The organism is Klebsiella sp. KE9456 (genome assembly GCF_043832615.1).
Classification (GTDB): Bacteria; Pseudomonadota; Gammaproteobacteria; order Enterobacterales; family Enterobacteriaceae; genus Klebsiella; species Klebsiella indica.
Window position 1 is genome coordinate 238,386 of sequence record NZ_JBDYQK010000004.1, and the last position, 16,340, is coordinate 254,725.

The 16,340-nt window shown below is 56.8% G+C and carries 16 protein-coding genes; 7 read left to right on the forward strand and 9 right to left on the reverse strand.

What is annotated here, in order from left to right; translation table 11 throughout:
- Positions 1 to 63 precede the first annotated feature (63 nt).
- The gene (gene mpaA / locus ABK821_RS06125; protein ID WP_138362699.1) at positions 64 to 777 is read left to right on the forward strand and encodes a murein tripeptide amidase MpaA; all 714 of its coding nucleotides are present in this window, start codon (positions 64 to 66) and stop codon (positions 775 to 777) included.
- On the opposite strand, the gene ycjG is transcribed toward mpaA, so the two are convergent.
- Entirely contained in the window at positions 768 to 1,733 is a 966-nt protein-coding gene (gene ycjG, locus ABK821_RS06130; RefSeq protein WP_142502053.1) for an L-Ala-D/L-Glu epimerase, read from the reverse strand. The two genes, mpaA and ycjG, sit on opposite strands and share 10 nt — an antisense overlap.
- 100 nt (positions 1,734 to 1,833) lie before the next feature.
- On the opposite strand from ycjG, the gene tpx reads away from it, so the two are divergent.
- On the forward strand, positions 1,834 to 2,340 hold the full coding sequence (gene tpx, locus ABK821_RS06135; protein ID WP_138362697.1) for a thiol peroxidase: 507 nt from the start codon (positions 1,834 to 1,836) through the stop codon (positions 2,338 to 2,340).
- Positions 2,341 to 2,384: 44 nt separating this feature from the next.
- On the opposite strand, the gene ABK821_RS06140 is transcribed toward tpx, so the two are convergent.
- The 8 genes from ABK821_RS06140 to pspA form a co-directional block, all read right to left on the reverse strand.
- Positions 2,385 to 3,440 carry an AbrB family transcriptional regulator gene (locus ABK821_RS06140; RefSeq protein WP_171034936.1) on the reverse strand — a complete coding sequence of 352 codons (1,056 nt, stop codon included), beginning with the start codon at positions 3,438 to 3,440 and terminating at the stop codon, positions 2,385 to 2,387.
- 890 nt (positions 3,441 to 4,330) lie between these two features.
- Positions 4,331 to 5,872 carry a transcriptional regulator TyrR gene (gene tyrR / locus ABK821_RS06145; RefSeq protein WP_308563935.1) on the reverse strand — a complete coding sequence of 514 codons (1,542 nt, stop codon included), beginning with the start codon at positions 5,870 to 5,872 and terminating at the stop codon, positions 4,331 to 4,333.
- A gap of 199 nt (positions 5,873 to 6,071) precedes the next feature.
- Positions 6,072 to 7,133: a YcjF family protein gene (locus ABK821_RS06150; protein ID WP_308563934.1), complete on the reverse strand. Its 1,062-nt coding sequence runs from the start codon at positions 7,131 to 7,133 to the stop codon at positions 6,072 to 6,074.
- Entirely contained in the window at positions 7,130 to 8,527 is a 1,398-nt protein-coding gene (locus tag ABK821_RS06155) for a YcjX family protein (RefSeq protein ID WP_395033856.1), read from the reverse strand. The genes ABK821_RS06150 and ABK821_RS06155 overlap by 4 nt, the downstream gene beginning before the upstream one ends.
- Before the next feature lie 205 nt (positions 8,528 to 8,732).
- Positions 8,733 to 8,963, reverse strand: coding sequence for a phage shock protein PspD (gene pspD / locus ABK821_RS06160; protein WP_395033857.1), 231 nt, complete (start codon positions 8,961 to 8,963; stop codon positions 8,733 to 8,735).
- 18 nt (positions 8,964 to 8,981) lie between these two features.
- Positions 8,982 to 9,341, reverse strand: coding sequence for an envelope stress response membrane protein PspC (pspC, locus tag ABK821_RS06165; RefSeq protein ID WP_395033859.1), 360 nt, complete (start codon positions 9,339 to 9,341; stop codon positions 8,982 to 8,984).
- Positions 9,341 to 9,565, reverse strand: coding sequence for an envelope stress response membrane protein PspB (pspB, locus tag ABK821_RS06170; RefSeq protein WP_004101459.1), 225 nt, complete (start codon positions 9,563 to 9,565; stop codon positions 9,341 to 9,343). The genes pspC and pspB overlap by 1 nt, the downstream gene beginning before the upstream one ends.
- Before the next feature lie 51 nt (positions 9,566 to 9,616).
- Positions 9,617 to 10,285, reverse strand: coding sequence for a phage shock protein PspA (gene pspA / locus ABK821_RS06175; protein WP_138362690.1), 669 nt, complete (start codon positions 10,283 to 10,285; stop codon positions 9,617 to 9,619).
- 151 nt (positions 10,286 to 10,436) lie between these two features.
- Between pspA and pspF the strand changes: the two genes are divergently transcribed.
- The 5 genes from pspF (at position 10,437) to sapD (ending at position 16,340) form a co-directional block, all read left to right on the forward strand.
- On the forward strand, positions 10,437 to 11,426 hold the full coding sequence (gene pspF, locus ABK821_RS06180) for a phage shock protein operon transcriptional activator (RefSeq protein WP_171034935.1): 990 nt from the start codon (positions 10,437 to 10,439) through the stop codon (positions 11,424 to 11,426).
- Between the two features lie 439 nt (positions 11,427 to 11,865).
- Positions 11,866 to 13,509 (forward strand): ABC transporter substrate-binding protein SapA, encoded by a 1,644-nt coding sequence (gene sapA / locus ABK821_RS06185; RefSeq protein WP_343178913.1) that lies wholly within the window; start codon positions 11,866 to 11,868, stop codon positions 13,507 to 13,509.
- The gene (gene sapB, locus ABK821_RS06190) at positions 13,506 to 14,471 is read left to right on the forward strand and encodes a putrescine export ABC transporter permease SapB (protein ID WP_138362688.1); all 966 of its coding nucleotides are present in this window, start codon (positions 13,506 to 13,508) and stop codon (positions 14,469 to 14,471) included. Before sapA ends, sapB begins: the two co-directional genes overlap by 4 nt.
- A complete protein-coding gene (gene sapC / locus ABK821_RS06195; protein ID WP_138362687.1) occupies positions 14,458 to 15,348 on the forward strand; it encodes a putrescine export ABC transporter permease SapC in 891 nt (296 codons plus the stop codon). The genes sapB and sapC overlap by 14 nt, the downstream gene beginning before the upstream one ends.
- Positions 15,348 to 16,340, forward strand: coding sequence for a putrescine export ABC transporter ATP-binding protein SapD (sapD, locus tag ABK821_RS06200; protein WP_138362686.1), 993 nt, complete (start codon positions 15,348 to 15,350; stop codon positions 16,338 to 16,340). The genes sapC and sapD overlap by 1 nt, the downstream gene beginning before the upstream one ends.

Below are 16,340 nucleotides of genomic sequence, written 5' to 3' on the forward strand. Positions count from 1 at the left end.
CATTTGATTCCAGAACGGTTTTACACAACACTACTGAAAAATAACCGGATAACAGGATGCCCTATGCCCACTTCTCGCCCGCGTCCCCAGCGCGGTGATTTTCCGCCCGGCACGCAACGCTATGGTCAGTCTCACCTCGGCGCGCCGCTGCTATGGTTCCCTGCGCCGCAGGCCGATAGCCGCAGCGGTTTGATTCTTGCCGGTACCCACGGCGACGAAAATTCATCGATCGTCACCCTCTCCTGCGCGTTACGCACATTAAAACCGGAACTGCGCCGTCATCACGTTGTGCTGGCGGTAAACCCTGACGGTTGCCAGTTGGGGCTGCGCGCCAACGCGCGCGGTATCGACCTGAACCGAAATTTTCCCGCGGCGAACTGGAAGGAAGGCGAAACGGTCTATCGCTGGAACAGCGCGGCGGAGCAACGCGATGTGGTACTGTCCACCGGCGAAAAACCCGCTTCAGAACCAGAAGTCCATGCGCTGTGCCAGCTGATCCATCAGATCCATCCCGCCTGGGTGGTTTCATTTCATGACCCGCTGACCTGCATTGAAGATCCCGGCTATAGCATACTGGGGCGCTGGCTGGCCGACGCATTTAGTCTCCCGCTGGTGGGCAGCGTCGGCTATGAAACCCCCGGCTCCTTTGGCAGTTGGTGCGCGGATATCGGCCTGCCCTGCATTACCGCCGAGTTCCCCCCGATATCTTCTGACGAGGCAACGGATAAATACCTTCAGGCAATGACGGAACTGCTACGCTGGCACGATCAAAGATGAAGCACCCCGGGGCTGAAACGCAGCGCCGGTTCAACGTCCACCGCCAGCCAGGTCGGGCCATCCAGATCGGCAAAACGGGCCAGCGGCGCCAGCGGTAGCGCCGCGTTAATGGCCCGTGACGTGCACAACATGCAGCCCAGCATCCGCGCAAACCCCTGACGTTCCGCCTCCTCCGCCAGCAGCAGCGCTTCCGTTAGCCCCCCGGTCTTATCGAGTTTGATATTCACCATCTCGTAGCGGCCGCGCAATCCTGCCAGGCTCTCGCGGGTATGACAACTCTCATCGGCGCAAATGGGCAACGGATGGATAAAATTCTCCAGCGCTGCATCCGCCTCCGCCGGAAGCGGCTGTTCCAGCATTGCGACGCCAATATCCGCCAGCAGTTGACAGCGCTCAGCCAGACCATCGCTATGCCAGGCCTCGTTGGCATCGACAATCAGCGTCGCTTCCGGCACCGCTTCGCGAATGGCGATCATCCGCTCACTGATCAAATGGTCATCAAGCTTCACTTTCAGCAAGGTGGCCCCTTTTTGCCACAGCGCGGCGGCACTGGCCGCCATCTGTTCTGGCGTGCCGATCACCACCGTTTGCGCTGTGACCACCCGGTCGGGCAGCGTCACATCCAACAGTTGCGCAATACTTTTACCCGCGCTACGCGCCTGCCAGTCCCACAGCGCACAATCCACGGCATTGCGGGCCGCGCCTGGCGGCAGTAAATGCTGAATCTGCTCACGGGAAGCACCACGTTCAAGCTGTTCTCCAATTGCGACAATCTGCGCCATCACCGACGCGATACTCTCGCCGTAACGCGGGTAAGGCGTGCATTCTCCAACCCCCTTCACGCCGTTTTCTTCGATTTCCACCACCACCACTTTTGCCTCGCTGCGGCTGCCGCGGGAAATCACAAAAGGGGTATGTAACGGCCAGGATTCTTCGTACACTCGCAAATTTCGCATTCCCTGAACCTCGCAGCTAAAATTAAAAGGATTTGCCGTGCTGATGAATGATGTCATACACTAGCCGCGACGTTAACTATATGTAAACAGGAAGATAACCATGTCACAAACCGTGCATTTCCAGGGTAACCCCGTTTCTGTTCAGGGCACCATTCCGCAGGCGGGCGCGAAAGCGCAGCCGTTTACGCTGGTCGCCAAAGATCTCTCCGACGTCGCGCTCAGCCAGTTCGCCGGCAAACGTAAAGTGCTGAATATTTTCCCAAGTATCGATACTGGCGTTTGCGCGACATCGGTACGTAAATTTAACCAACTGGCGTCTGAACTGAACAACACCGTGGTGCTGTGCATTTCCGCCGACCTGCCGTTCGCCCAGTCCCGCTTCTGCGGCGCGGAAAACCTCAACAACGTTGTGACGCTGTCCACGCTACGTGGCGCCCAGTTCCTGACCGACTACGGCGTCGCCATCTCCGCCGGCCCGCTGTCCGGCCTGGCCGCGCGTGCCGTCGTGGTGATCGATGAAAATGACCAGGTTGTTTATAGCCAGCTGGTAAACGAAATCACCGAAGAGCCAGACTACGACGCAGCCCTGGCCGCGCTGAAAGCGTGATATTGCTGGCAGGCCACGTAAGCCCTCGTTGAGCGGGGGCTTTTTTATTTCCGCGCCGCATGGCGGGAGATAAAACGCGCGATCGCCGGGCCGGTCAGCAAAATCGTAAACAGCCGTAAAGTCTGCATTGCCATAATAAACGATATATCCGCCCGTGTGCCGGCGGCAATAATCGCCACCGTGTCCAGCCCGCCGGGACTGGTCGCCAGCCAGGCGGTCATGAAATCCAGCGGCATAACCTGCGTTAGCCCAAAAGCCATCAGCCCGCACAGCAAGATCAGGCCGATAATCGATGCCAGGATCTGCGGCAGCGTTTTGAGCGCCAGCAGGAAAATCTGTTTATTAAACTTTAGACCAACGCTCCAGCCTATGGCGCAATAAGCCAGCGCCAGCAGCCATTCCGGCAGTTCGAGCTGCAGCCAGCCTTCTCCCTGCACCAGCGCGCCGATCAGCATCGGGAACAGCATCGCGCCGGACGGAAACCGCAGCCGCAAACCCAGCCACCCTGCCGCCGCAGTCAGCAACAGCGTGAGCGGCAGTTGCCAGCTTATCGGTGGAAACCAGATAATCTCCTGCGTCATCATCTGCGCGTCACCACCGAGGGCGACACGCACCACCAGCGCCGCGGCACCGGCGACAAACAGTACCCGCAGATACTGCATCAACGCCACCAGCCTCACATCGGCGCCATACTCCTGGGCCATGATTACCATCGCCGAGGCGCCGCCCGGTGAACTGCCCCAGGCGCCGGTTGCGCCAGGTAACGCGCTGTAACGCACCAGCAGCCATCCCGCCAGCGCGCTGATAGCGAGTGTAGAAAAGAGGATCAGCAGCACCAGCGCCCAGTTTGCCAGCAGGACGCCGAAAATGGAGGCCGTCAGGCTGCGGGCGATCATGCAACCAATAATCGCCTGAGCGGCAATAAAAAAAGGACGAGGAACAAGAATCTTTGCGCCGCGAAGACTCAGGCTAATCCCGGCAATCATCGGCCCCAGCAGCAGCGCGGCGGGAAGATGAAACCAGAACAGCACAAACGAGATCGCGCCAGATAACGCCAGGAGTTCCATCCATTGAAAAAAACGACTACGCGGAATCCACATGCGTACTCCCTGAGAAAAAAGGTGAAGATCCGAGTATATACCCAATAAATTGCAAAACGAATAACGAAATACTAATTAACATACTGATTTAAATATCATTTCATCATTGCGATTTCACTATTTCAGGCTAATTGAGTCTATACATCAGATTGCTGACAAAGACCGTTCTTTTAGAATTGCTCAGCGGCGCTTCGCTTACATAAGCCTACGCGGAATGCATAACATATTGATATTGTTTTTTATTGTCGGGTAAGGCGTGTTCCGCCACCCGACAATAAAACCGGCTGAACAGGCCACCGGTTGCAGTAATGCCGTTCACTTAAGCAAATCATCGGTGTTGTCTTTTGTTTTATTTGCCTGTGGCAATCGCATTATCGGTAGTTCTGGCAAGCATGACGCCGTTTTCACCCATTCAGATTCCGTGGTCCGTTCCGTTCACGATAAATTCGCGGATATTCGTTATATCCACAGCGTGTGAACGGGCAGGGGGACGTTTCGCCCGTCCCCCTGCACCCCCGGCATGGCGCTGAAAACCTGCCGCTGCGCGGTCCGCTCCACTCCGGCTTCATCTGGCGGACCGGCTGAGACGCGGCATCCTTGCCGCGACTCAGCCTCTGGCCGCCGTCCTGGATGTACGCCTGCGTTCCCGCCAGATTTCCTTGATGCGCCCCCCACCCCCATGCGGTGAGTCCGTTATTCGTCAGGGGCTTTTCAGAGGCTGAAAGTCATAAAAAAGTTATATCCTTTATATTTCAGCCCGTAGTATCAGCTCAGTTAGTGAATCAACCGAATCAGATTTTCGTTTAAACCACCGATTGACAGAACCACTCAGCCAGCCATAAACGCAACTGAGAGCCCTTAACTGACAAGCATTACACCGGTTGCAGGCGTTATTCGTCGCCTTTCTTCTGGCTCAGGCCATATTCGCGCAGTTTATTGGCGATTGCGGTATGTGAGACGCCAAGGCGCCTGGCCAGTTTCCGCGTACTGGGATAGCTGCGATAAAGCTGCGTGAGCACCGAACGCTCAAAACGGCGGGTAATATCGTCCAGCGAGCCTTCCATCGCCTCTTCACCGACAGCCAATGAAGACACTTCGTGATCCGGCAGCAGGATATCCTGAGGACGCAGTTCAAAACCATCCAGCTGCGTCAGCGCACGATAGACCGCATTCTTCAACTGGCGCACGTTTCCCGGCCAACTGTAACGGGTCAGCATACTATTCAAATCAGCAGAAAGCTTCGGCCGCGGGATCCCCTGCTCATCGGCAAAGCGCGCCACGAAAAGTTCGGTCAGCGGCATAATATCCTGCGGACAATCGCGCAGCGGCGGCAGATACAGTGTCAAAACATTCAGGCGATAATAGAGATCCTCGCGAAACGCGCCCTTTTGCACCAGTTCCACCAGGTTCTTTTGAGTGGCGCAAATTACCCGCACATCGACATGAACTTCATGATCTTCCCCCACCCGACGGAAAGTCCCATCGTTGAGGAAACGCAGCAATTTGGTTTGCATTCGCGGCGACATTTCGCCAATTTCATCCAACAGCACCGAGCCGCCGTTAGCCTGCTCAAAAAAGCCCTTTTTCCCCTGAATCGCGTCGCCAAACAGTTCGCTTTCCACCACATCTTCCGGGATAGAGCCGCAGTTCAGCGCCAGATAGGGTTTATCCGCTCGCGGGCTGGCCAGATGGCAGGCGTGGGCCAGCAAATCTTTACCGGTGCCGGTATCGCCCACGATCAGCAGCGGCGCGCTCAGCATCGCCAGCTTGCGGGCCTGTTCGACAACGTGGCGCATTTTCGGGCTAACGGCGAGGATCTGACTAAAAGCGCTGGTATCCTGTATGGTCATCGTTTGCAGTTGACGCCCCATACGAACCGTCGAACGCAACATCACAACCGCGCCAGTCAGTACCCGTTCGCCCTGTTCGCCATCCAGATAGACCGGCGTGATTTCCAGCAGGAAGTTCTGGCCGTTGACCACCACATGTTCGGCGTGGGATTCCTGGGGCGTGTTTTCCAGCCAGCGATGCAGATTAAACTCGGTAATGAGTTGCGCGACAGGGTAGTTATGCAGTTTCTCCTGGCTCAGGCCAAATAGCTGGCAACTGGCCGGGTTAGCCAGCTCGACTTTCCCTTTGGTGTTCAGGGATAACACCGGTTCCGGCATCGCTACCAGCAGCGCGCTGAGCGCCAGGTGTTCACGCTCAGACGGCATCCACGGAACGGTACGTACGTCTGTTACACCCGCAATATGGCGGATCTCCGCCATCAGGCGGCTGAAGTGAGTAAACTCCAGCTCGGCGAAATTGAGATAAATCCGGCCTACGGGGTCAATATCAATGCCGCGCAGATCAATGCCGCGCAGCACCAGCAAATCGAGTAATTCACGGGTCAGACCAAGACGGTCTTCACAAAAGACTTCAAGACGCATAAGCGTTTTCACCCTACAAAGGCCAATGACGGATGAATAATAGGACAGTTATCTGCTGACGGGAAGATGGCTGTCAACAATTATTGACAGCATGGTGGAAAAATAACGTTTATGCCGTAAAGTTATACGCTCAGAAGTGACGTAACGTCAGGATCGCTCCCCGGTGACGCGTCGCTGGTCGGGGACGTGCGGAAAACCGTTATTTCTCCGGACTGTTTTTGTTCTTCTGTAATGTCTCTTTCAGTTGACTGATCAGCTCGCGACGAAAATCCCCCAGACGCGGTTTATCGTCAGCGATCCACGGCAGCGGACGACAGAGTTCCATCGCTTTAATCCCCAGCCGCGCGGTCAGTAGCCCGGCGCCAATGCCTTGCGCCGCACGCGCTGACAGCCTTGCCGCCAGATCCTGCGACATCCAGTCCATCCCCACTTCCCGCACCAGTTCGCTGGCCCCGGCAAACGCGATATTCAGCAGCACCAGACGGAACAGGCGCAGACGGCTGTAATAGCCCAGCTCAATACCGTACAGAGTGGCGATACGGTTGATCAGGCGTAAATTACGCCAGGCGATAAACGCCATATCCACCAGCGCCAGTGGGCTGACGGCAATCATCAGCGTTGATTCCGCCGCCGAGCGGCTGATTTCACGCCGTGCCTGAGCATCGAGTACCGGCTGCACGATCTGCGCATACAGGCTGACCACCTCACGATCGTTTTGCGTTTCGTGGATCGCCGCATACCAGCGCTGCAGCGCCGGATGCGATTGATCCAGGCCTGCCTGCTGCGCCAGCTTCTCGCAAAATCCCCGCCCTTTACCAACCGCGTGGCTGTGCATCAAATCCCGCGCCTCGTCGCGCTCGTAAGCCCGCTGACGTAACCGCCACAGACGCCGCCATTCGGTCGCCACTGAACCCACGCCAGCGCCGATAATCAACGCCCCGGCGGCACAGCCGCCGAGCGCAATCCAGTCCTCGGTTTGCCAGGCGTTCATCGTCCACTGTATGCCCTGCGCCACTACGCTGACGCCGAAGATCGCCAGCCCGGCGCTGACCATTTTTCGCCACAGGCTGCGCTTAGGCCGCAGTACCGACTCCACCACCGCTTCCGCCGCGCCCTCTTCTTCTTCCAGCGAATCAACCCGCGCAGGGGCGAACTTCTCAGCCTCATCCCCGGCAAAGGCGCGAGCGGACTTCAGGATTTGCGCCTTTTCCTCCTCCAGCGGGCCATCGAAATCGATACGCGGTTTTAACGGTTCGGTCATCGCAGTTTATCTCCAAGTAAAAATTCCAGCGCCGCGTCGAGTCGAATATGCGGCAGCGGTTTATCAACGTCCATGACCTGCGGGCGAAAGTTCTCAAACTGAAAACCCTGCTGTTCCCAGAATGCCTGCCCCGGCAGGCGCGCAGGCACTTCGCCTGGATAGACGGTTAACGGCTGACCGTCGCTCAGCCTGTGGCCCCGCAGCGCGGGGATCTTTTCGCCATTCACCTCAATAAGCCCGCTCTGCGTCGCCTGGATCGACGCCAGCCCCAGGCAATCCATGCTGATCCCTTCAAACGCCGCGTTTTGCCAGGCGTCCTGAATCAGCTGTTGCAGCAGCGATACCAGATTACTGTGCTGATCGACGGTAACGTGATCCGCTTTGGTGGCGGCAAACAGCAGCTTGTCGATCACCGGCGAGAACAGGCGGCGAAACAGCGTGCGTTGCCCATAGTGAAAACTTTGCATCAGTTGCGTCAGCGCCAGACGCATATCGTTAAACGCCTGTGGCCCGCTGTTAAGCGGTTGCAGGCAGTCCACCAGCACAATTTGCCGGTCAAAGCGCAGGAAATGCTCTTTGTAGAAACCCTTGACCACTTTCTCGCAGTAGTATTTAAACCGCTCGCGCAGCATTCCGGCATTGGTATGTTTGTCCGCCTGGGCAAGCTTAGCTTCACCGCCGGCATCAACATCCGGCCAGGGGAAGAACTGCAGCGCCGGCGCGCCGGCCATTTCACCAGGCAGCACAAAACGCCCCGGCTGAATAAAATGCAGCCCTTCACGCTTGCAGGCGTGCAAATAGTCGGTCCATGCTGCGGCGATCTTTGCCAGCCGGGTTTCATCCGCGGGCGCCAGCGGGTCCAGCCCTTCACAAAGCTGCCGCCAGCGCGCCGACCATTCCGCTCTCTGCCCCTGCAACAGTCCGGTCATCTGCCGTGACCAGGTAAGATAGTCCTGAGCCAGCATCGGCAGATCCAGCAGCCATTCGCCGGGATAATCAACAATCTCCAGATACAGGGTTGACGTATCCTTAAAGTGACGTAATAACGAGTCGTTAGAGCGGTAGCGTAGCGCCAGGCGAATTTCGCTAACGCCGCGGGTAGGCGTCGGCCAGGTCGGTGGTTGACCATATAGCTGCGCCAACCCTTCATCATATGTGAAGCGCGGAATGCCGAAATCCCGCTGCGGCACGCGCTTGACGCCCAGCAACCGCTCTTCTCTGGCGGCGCTAAGCAGCGGTAAACGCGCACCGCCGTGAATATTCAGCAACTGATTGACCAGCGCGGTAATAAAGGCGGTCTTACCGCTGCGGCTAAGGCCGGTGACGGCCAGACGAAGATGCCGATCAACCCCACGATTAACCAGCGCATTGAGTTCATTTTTGAGTCGCTTCATCGCCATCCTGTTGTGCCTGAAGACCGGGGGGAAATAATATGAGGGTATATTGTTAATCAATGAATGACATCCCCCCATAACGGAGGGCTGAGGATGCATGCTGATGCTTTTCGACATCTCTCTTTGACTGAGGCCCCGCGTTAACGGCTTAAGTGTAGCAACTTGCGTAGCATTTTATCATCCTGCTATTCAGGCTGTGACGTATTCATAACGTATGCCATCCGCGACGTTTGGAAAACCGCTGAGCCGCCCGGCTAAGCAACGGTTCCAGAACCAGCATCAGCAGCATTTTCAACGGTCGACGGGCAACGGATTTTACCGCCCAGCCAGCGACACCTGCCGGGCCATAGCGCAGCGCGGTCAGCAAAATCAGCTTACCCGCGATTTTCAGGCCGGGTTGCACTTTTTGCCCCGCCTGCTGCCATTTCACATTCATTGTTAATCTCCGTTACGGTTACAACTGGCGAAAACGGCTGCGCAGTGAAAAGGTGTCGGAAGTGATATAGCGCTCCATTTCACGCAAACGCCGTTCGCCGTCCGCCAGATCTTTATCCACCGCCGCTAACAGTTCGCCGCTACTCGGTGTTTTGTCACCATTCAGTTCGCTTTCCGGCATCGGATCCAGCGCAAACGAGAGAATGATGTAGGCCACCACCACAAACAGGAACAGACCAAAAATCATTGCCAGTACGGTAATCAGACGCACCAGTTTTACCGGCACGTCAAGGTACTGCGCGATACCGGCGCAAACCCCTTTCACCATGCCATGCTGCTGAACGCGCCACAGTTTTTTACTCAAATCCAGTCCGCCCATTATTTTTCTCTCCAGTTCGGGTGCTCAGCATCAAGAATCGCCTCCAGCGCCTGAATACGCTCGCGCATACGCTTCGCGTCATCGGTGAGTTGCAGCAGGCGCTGCTGTTCGTTCTGCGATAAGCTACCGCTGGCGGTACGGTTGTTGTAATGCAACCAGAGCCAGACCGGCAAAACAAACAGCACAAACAACGTCAAAGGGATGGCGAGAAAAAGCATGCTCATGTGAACTCCTTGCAGATGGCGACGGCACATCTCGGTGCCGCCCGAATACGATTACTGGTTATTTTGCTTCATTTTGGCTTTCAGCGCCGCCAGCTGCTCGCTGATTTCATCGTCCGCTTTCAGGTCGGCGAACTGCTGATCCAGGGATTTCTGCTTACCAAATCGCTGGCTCTCCGCTTCGGCTTCCATATGATCGATACGACGCTCAAATGACTCAAAACGCGCCATCGCTTCGTCAATCTTGCCGCTGTCCAGTTGACGGCGAACATCGCGGGACGAGCTTGCGGCCTGATGACGCAGCATCAGCGCCTGCTGACGGGCACGGGTTTCGCTGAGTTTGTTTTCCAGCTCGCCAATCTCTTTTTTCATCCGCGCCAGGGTTTCATCAACCAACTGCGCTTCATTTTCCAGGCTGGCGATAATCTCGGTCAGCTTCTGCTTTTCGATCAGCGCCGCCCGGGCCAGATCCTCTTTCTCTTTACGCAGCGCCAGCTCGGCTTTCTCCTGCCACTCCGCCTGCTGGGAGACGGCCTGTTCAATACGACGGCTCAGCTGTTTCTTTTCCGCCAGCGCCCGCGCAGAAGTCGAACGGACTTCAACCAGCGTGTCTTCCATCTCCTGAATCATCAGGCGAACCAGCTTCTGCGGATCTTCTGCCTTCTCCAGCAGGGAGTTGATGTTGGCGTTCACGATGTCGGCAAAACGAGAAAAAATACCCATAATTTCAATCCTCATAGTTCTGGTGTCAGGCATCGGCCTGTGTGATCATTAATACAAATACCGTGCCATTTTTTATCTTGTTGATTTTAAAAGATGTGGTTGTTATCCATCCAATGCATTGCTAAAGTAACCTGGTGAATCACACTACAAAATGGCGAAATTCATCATGGCGGATTACAAGGATAACCTGCTCGGCGAGGCCAACAGCTTTCTTGAAGTGCTGGAACAGGTTTCAAGGCTGGCCCCGCTGGATAAACCGGTGCTGGTGATCGGCGAGCGCGGCACCGGCAAAGAGCTGATCGCCAGCCGCCTGCATTTCCTCTCCTCCCGCTGGCAGGGGCCGTTTATCTCGCTGAACTGCGCGGCGCTCAATGAAAACCTGCTGGATTCCGAACTGTTCGGCCACGAGGCCGGGGCGTTTACCGGGGCCAGTAAACGCCACCCCGGCCGTTTCGAGCGCGCCGATGGCGGCACGCTGTTTCTTGATGAGCTGGCGACTGCGCCAATGCTGGTGCAGGAAAAACTCCTGCGGGTGATCGAGTATGGCGAACTGGAGCGCGTCGGCGGCAGCCAGCCGCTGCAGGTGAACGTCCGCCTGATTTGCGCGACCAACGCCGACCTGCCGCACATGGTGGAAGAAGGTCTGTTTCGCGCCGACCTCCTCGACAGACTGGCATTTGATGTGGTGCAACTGCCGCCGCTGCGCGAGCGTCAAAGCGATATCATGCTGCTCGCCACTCAGTTTGCCATCCAGATGTGCCGCGAACTCGGGTTGCCGCTGTTTCCCGGCTTCAGCGAACGCGCCGTCGAGACGCTGCAAAACTACCGCTGGCCGGGGAATATCCGGGAACTGAAAAACGTCGTTGAGCGTTCGGTTTACCGCCACGGTAGCAGCGACAGCGAGCTGGATAATATTATTATTAACCCTTTCCGCCAGCAGCATTCTGCGCCGGACTCTGCGGCAGACAAGACGCCCGGACCAACGCTGCCGCTCAATTTGCGCGCTTTTCAGCAGGAGCAAGAAAAAAGCCTGCTTGAGATGAGCCTGGCGCAGGCGAAATACAATCAAAAGCAGGCGGCAGAGTTACTCGGCCTGACCTACCATCAGCTGCGGGCATTGCTGAAAAAGCATCAGATTTGAGCCGTACGCGGGCGGGATTGCATTCGCTTTAATTCCTCATTCCGCCTTTCCCCCAGTTCAACCAACACGCCTAACTGGAGAAAGCGCCAGGAAAAAGTTACCATGTGGCAAATATCGGAGCGCTTATCCGTGAGATAAGCGCCATGCTTAATACGAATAGCACCCGCAGACCGTGCTGCATATACATCAATAAACATCCTCTTTAATGAAGCCCTCGCATGTCTGATGACAACGTTGCGCATTTCTCCGCATGGTGGGATGCCAAACGCACGGCGATTTAAGAGGTATACTCGAAGTCAGAATCAGTATGAATTTGAATCAGTCTGCCACATCACCCATGCAGCCATCGCTTATTTTCTCTTCATAAGCCATTAAGGTGGTGGTAAATGTTATTTAATATTAATAAGATAGAGTCTTGCTCTATAATCAAAACGAAACTATGCGCCTGACATTGTCTTCTCTCCTGGCAGCAGCATCTCTGCTGTGTGGGCATGCTTTTGCCGCGCCCACACAGCCTGCTCACGCCGATATTCGCGATAGCGGCTTTGTGTATTGCGTGAGCGGCCAGGTCAACACCTTCAACCCGCAAAAGGTCAGCAGCGGGCTGATTGTCGACACCCTGGCCGCCCAGCTCTACGACCGACTGCTTGATGTCGACCCCTATACCTACCGGCTGGTCCCTGAGCTGGCAGAAAGCTGGGAAGTCCTGGATAACGGCGCAACCTACCGCTTCCACCTGCGCCCCAACGTACCATTCCAGACCACCGCGTGGTTCAAACCGACCCGTAGTTTTAATGCCGATGACGTCATTTTTACCTTTGGCCGCATTTTTAACCGCGACCATCCATGGCATAACGTCAACGGCAGCAGTTTCCCCTATTTTGATAGCTTACAGTTCTCCGACAGCGTGGAAAGCGTGCGCAAGCTGGATAATCTGACCGTTGAGTTCCGCCTCAAGCACCCGGACGCGTCGTTCTTATGGCATCTGGCGACCCACTATGCCTCGGTGATGTCCGCAGAATATGCCGCAAAGCTGGCGAAGGACGATCGCCAGGAACTGATTGATCGTCAACCGGTCGGCACCGGTCCGTTCCAGCTAGAAGAGTATCGTAGCGGTCAGTATATCCGCCTGCAGCGACATCCGGGCTACTGGCGTGGTAAACCGCTGATGCCGCAGGTGGTCGTCGATCTCGGCTCCGGCGGCACCGGGCGTTTATCCAAACTGCTCACCGGCGAATGCGACGTACTGGCCTGGCCCGCCGCCAGCCAGCTCTCTATATTGCGTGACGATCCGCGTCTGCGCCTGACGCTGCGCCCGGGGATGAATATCGCCTGGCTGGCATTTAATACTGCTAAGCCGCCGCTGGATAACCCGGAAGTTCGTCACGCGCTGGCGCTGGCCATCAATAATCAGCGGCTGATGCAGTCGATCTACTACGGAACGGCGGAAACGGCAGCGTCAATATTGCCCCGCGCCTCCTGGGCTTACGATAATGAAGCGAAGATCACCGAATATAATCCAGCGGAGGCCCGCGCCCGCCTCAACGCGTTGGGACTGGAAAATTTGACGCTTAAACTGTGGGTGCCGACCAGTTCACAGGCCTGGAACCCCAGTCCGCTGAAAACCGCGGAGCTGATCCAGGCGGATATGGCGCAAATTGGCGTGAAGGTGATCATTGTGCCGGTTGAAGGCCGTTTCCAGGAGGCCAGATTGATGGATATGAACCACGATTTAACGCTTTCCGGCTGGGCGACTGACAGTAACGATCCGGATAGTTTTTTCCGTCCGTTGCTGAGCTGCGCGGCGATTGCCTCGCAAACCAACTACGCTCACTGGTGTAATCGTGAATTTGACGAGGTGCTGCAAAAAGCGCTGACGTCGCAGCAACTGGCCTCGCGCATTGAGGCTTATAAAGAGGCGCAGCACATCCTGGCGAAGGAGCTGCCGGTGCTGCCTTTAGCCTCTTCTCTGCGTTTGCAGGCCTATCGTTATGATATGAAAGGCCTTGTGCTGAGTCCGTTCGGCAACGCCTCTTTTGCCGGTGTCTCGCGGGAAAAAGAGAATGAGGTGAAAAAACCATGATTATTTTTACCCTGCGCCGCCTGCTTCTGCTGCTGATTACCCTCTTTCTGCTGACCTTTGTTGGTTTCAGCCTGAGCTACTTTACCCCTCACGCGCCGCTGCAGGGCGCCTCGCTATGGAACGCCTGGCTGTTCTGGTTTGAAGGCATACTGCGATGGGATTTCGGCGTCTCCAGCATCAATGGGGAACCCATCGCCAGGCAGCTTAAGGAAGTGTTCCCGGCGACCATGGAGCTCTGTATCCTTGCTTTCGGCTTTGCCCTGATCATCGGTATTCCCGTCGGCATGCTGGCGGGCATTATGCGCAATAAATGGCCGGATACCCTGATCAGCGCCCTGGCGCTGCTGGGCTTCTCCATTCCGGTATTCTGGCTGGCGCTGCTGCTGACCCTGTTCTTCTCCCTCACGCTAGGCTGGTTTCCTGTCTCAGGGCGCTTCGACCTGCTGTATGAAGTTAAATCAGTCACCGGTTTTGCACTGATCGACGCCTGGCTTTCCCATTCGCCCTGGCGCCATGAAATGATCGTCAGCGCCGTGCGCCATATGGTGCTGCCGGTGCTCACCCTCGCGGTCGCGCCGACGACGGAAGTGATCCGTCTGATGCGTATCAGCACCAGTGAGGTGTACGACACCAACTACGTGAAGGCCGCCGCCACCCGCGGCATATCACGGCGAGCGATTTTGCACCGCCACGTGCTGCATAACGCCCTGCCACCGGTGATCCCCCGGCTGGGGCTGCAGTTTTCAACCATGCTGACGCTGGCGATGATTACCGAAATGGTCTTTAGCTGGCCGGGGCTGGGACGCTGGCTCATTAACGCCATTCGTCAACAGGACTACGCCGCGATTTCGGCGGGTGTGATGGTCATCGGCTCGCTGGTGATTATTGTGAATGTGATATCAGATATTCTGGGAGCTATGGCTAACCCACTGAAACATAAGGAGTGGTATGCCCTTCGATAGCGTTTATCTGGAGAAGCGCCCGCCGAGTGCGCTGCGCACCGTATGGCGAAAATTTTACGGCGATACGACCGCCATGATCGGCCTGTACGGCTGCGCGGCGCTGGTGTTGCTGTGCGTTTTCGGCGGATGGTTCGCCCCCTATGGCATCGACCAGCAGTTTCTTGGCTATCAACTGCTGCCGCCATCCTGGTCGCGGTACGGCGAAGTGTCGTTCTTCCTCGGCACTGACGATCTTGGCCGCGATGTCCTCAGCCGCCTGCTGAGCGGCGCGGCGCCAACGGTCGGCGGCGCATTTGTGGTGACGCTCGGCGCAACCTTGCTGGGGTTGGCGCTTGGTGTGTTTGCCGGTTCCACGCACGGGCTACGTTCGGCCGTGATGAACCATATTCTTGATACCCTGCTGTCGCTACCGTCCCTGCTGCTGGCGATTATCGTCGTCGCCTTCGCCGGGCCACACCTGAGCCACGCGATGTTCGCCGTCTGGCTGGCACTGTTGCCGCGCATGGTGCGCTCGGTTTACAGCATGGTACACGACGAGCTGGAAAAAGAGTACGTGATCGCTGCCCGCCTCGACGGGGCGTCAACGCTGAATATCTTATGGTTTGCAGTGCTGCCGAATATCGCCTCCGGCCTGGTCACGGAGATCACCCGCGCCCTGTCAATGGCGATACTGGATATCGCCGCGCTGGGGTTCCTCGACCTCGGCGCCCAGCTCCCCTCCCCGGAGTGGGGAGCGATGCTCGGTGACGCGCTGGAGCTGATTTACGTCGCGCCGTGGACGGTGATGCTGCCGGGTTCGGCAATCATGATAAGCGTCCTGCTGGTTAATCTGCTGGGCGACGGGATCCGCCGCGCAATCATCGCCGGGGTGGAATAATGCCATTACTCGACATCCGTAATTTAACCATTGAATTCAAGACCAACGAAGGCTGGGTTAAAGCCGTCGATCGCGTCAGTCTGACCCTTGCGGAGGGGGAAATTCGCGGCCTGGTTGGCGAATCCGGCTCCGGTAAGAGCTTAATCGCCAAAGCCATTTGCGGCGTGACCAAAGATAACTGGCGGGTCACCGCCGACCGTATGCGCTTCGACGACATCGACCTGCTGCGCCTCTCCGGTCGCGAGCGGCGTAAGCTGGTCGGCCACAACGTGTCGATGATTTTTCAGGAGCCGCAGTCCTGCCTCGATCCTTCTGAACGTATCGGCCAGCAACTGATGCAGAACATCCCTGGCTGGACGTTTAAAGGACGCTGGTGGCAACGTCTGGGCTGGCGCAAACGGCGCGCTATCGAGCTCTTACACCGCGTAGGGATCAAAGATCATAAAGACGTGATGCGCAGCTTTCCTTATGAACTGACGGACGGAGAGTGCCAGAAGGTGATGATCGCCATCGCGCTGGCCAACCAGCCGCGACTGCTGATCGCCGATGAACCCACCAACGCCATGGAAGCCACAACCCAGGCGCAAATCATTCGCCTGCTGACCCGGCTCAACCAAAATAACAACACCACTATTTTGCTGATCAGTCACGATATGCAGATGCTCAGTAAATGGGCGGATAAAATTAACGTCATGTACTGCGGGCAGACGGTGGAGAGCGCGCCGAGCGAAGAGCTGGTGACCATCCCCCATCACCCGTATACCCAGGCGCTGATTCGGGCGATCCCCGATTTCGGCAGCGCCATGCCGCATAAAAGCCGCCTCAACACACTGCCCGGGGCTATACCGCTGCTCGAACAGTTGCCTATCGGCTGCCGTCTCGGCCCGCGATGCCCCTATGCCCAGCGTGAATGCATCGAGACGCCCCGGCTGGTTGGCGCCCGCAACCACCTCTACGCCTGTCATTTCCCGCTGAACATGGAGAAAGAGTGA

Excerpts from the sequence above, each read along its gene's own strand:
- sapA (WP_343178913.1), top strand. The coding sequence starts at position 11,866 with ATGCGCCTGACATTGTCTTCTCTCCTGGCAGCAGCATCTCTGCTGTGT.
- ycjG (WP_142502053.1), bottom strand. The coding sequence starts at position 1,733 with ATGCGAAATTTGCGAGTGTACGAAGAATCCTGGCCGTTACATACCCCT.
- pspB (WP_004101459.1), bottom strand. The coding sequence starts at position 9,565 with ATGAGCATGCTTTTTCTCGCCATCCCTTTGACGTTGTTTGTGCTGTTT.
- sapC (WP_138362687.1), top strand. The coding sequence starts at position 14,458 with ATGCCCTTCGATAGCGTTTATCTGGAGAAGCGCCCGCCGAGTGCGCTG.
- ABK821_RS06140 (WP_171034936.1), bottom strand. The coding sequence starts at position 3,440 with ATGTGGATTCCGCGTAGTCGTTTTTTTCAATGGATGGAACTCCTGGCG.
- pspF (WP_171034935.1), top strand. The coding sequence starts at position 10,437 with ATGGCGAAATTCATCATGGCGGATTACAAGGATAACCTGCTCGGCGAG.
- mpaA (WP_138362699.1), top strand. The coding sequence starts at position 64 with ATGCCCACTTCTCGCCCGCGTCCCCAGCGCGGTGATTTTCCGCCCGGC.
- pspD (WP_395033857.1), bottom strand. The coding sequence starts at position 8,963 with ATGAATGTGAAATGGCAGCAGGCGGGGCAAAAAGTGCAACCCGGCCTG.
- ABK821_RS06150 (WP_308563934.1), bottom strand. The coding sequence starts at position 7,133 with ATGACCGAACCGTTAAAACCGCGTATCGATTTCGATGGCCCGCTGGAG.
- tpx (WP_138362697.1), top strand. The coding sequence starts at position 1,834 with ATGTCACAAACCGTGCATTTCCAGGGTAACCCCGTTTCTGTTCAGGGC.
- pspA (WP_138362690.1), bottom strand. The coding sequence starts at position 10,285 with ATGGGTATTTTTTCTCGTTTTGCCGACATCGTGAACGCCAACATCAAC.
- tyrR (WP_308563935.1), bottom strand. The coding sequence starts at position 5,872 with ATGCGTCTTGAAGTCTTTTGTGAAGACCGTCTTGGTCTGACCCGTGAA.
- pspC (WP_395033859.1), bottom strand. The coding sequence starts at position 9,341 with ATGGGCGGACTGGATTTGAGTAAAAAACTGTGGCGCGTTCAGCAGCAT.
- ABK821_RS06155 (WP_395033856.1), bottom strand. The coding sequence starts at position 8,527 with ATGAAGCGACTCAAAAATGAACTCAATGCGCTGGTTAATCGTGGGGTT.
- sapD (WP_138362686.1), top strand. The coding sequence starts at position 15,348 with ATGCCATTACTCGACATCCGTAATTTAACCATTGAATTCAAGACCAAC.
- sapB (WP_138362688.1), top strand. The coding sequence starts at position 13,506 with ATGATTATTTTTACCCTGCGCCGCCTGCTTCTGCTGCTGATTACCCTC.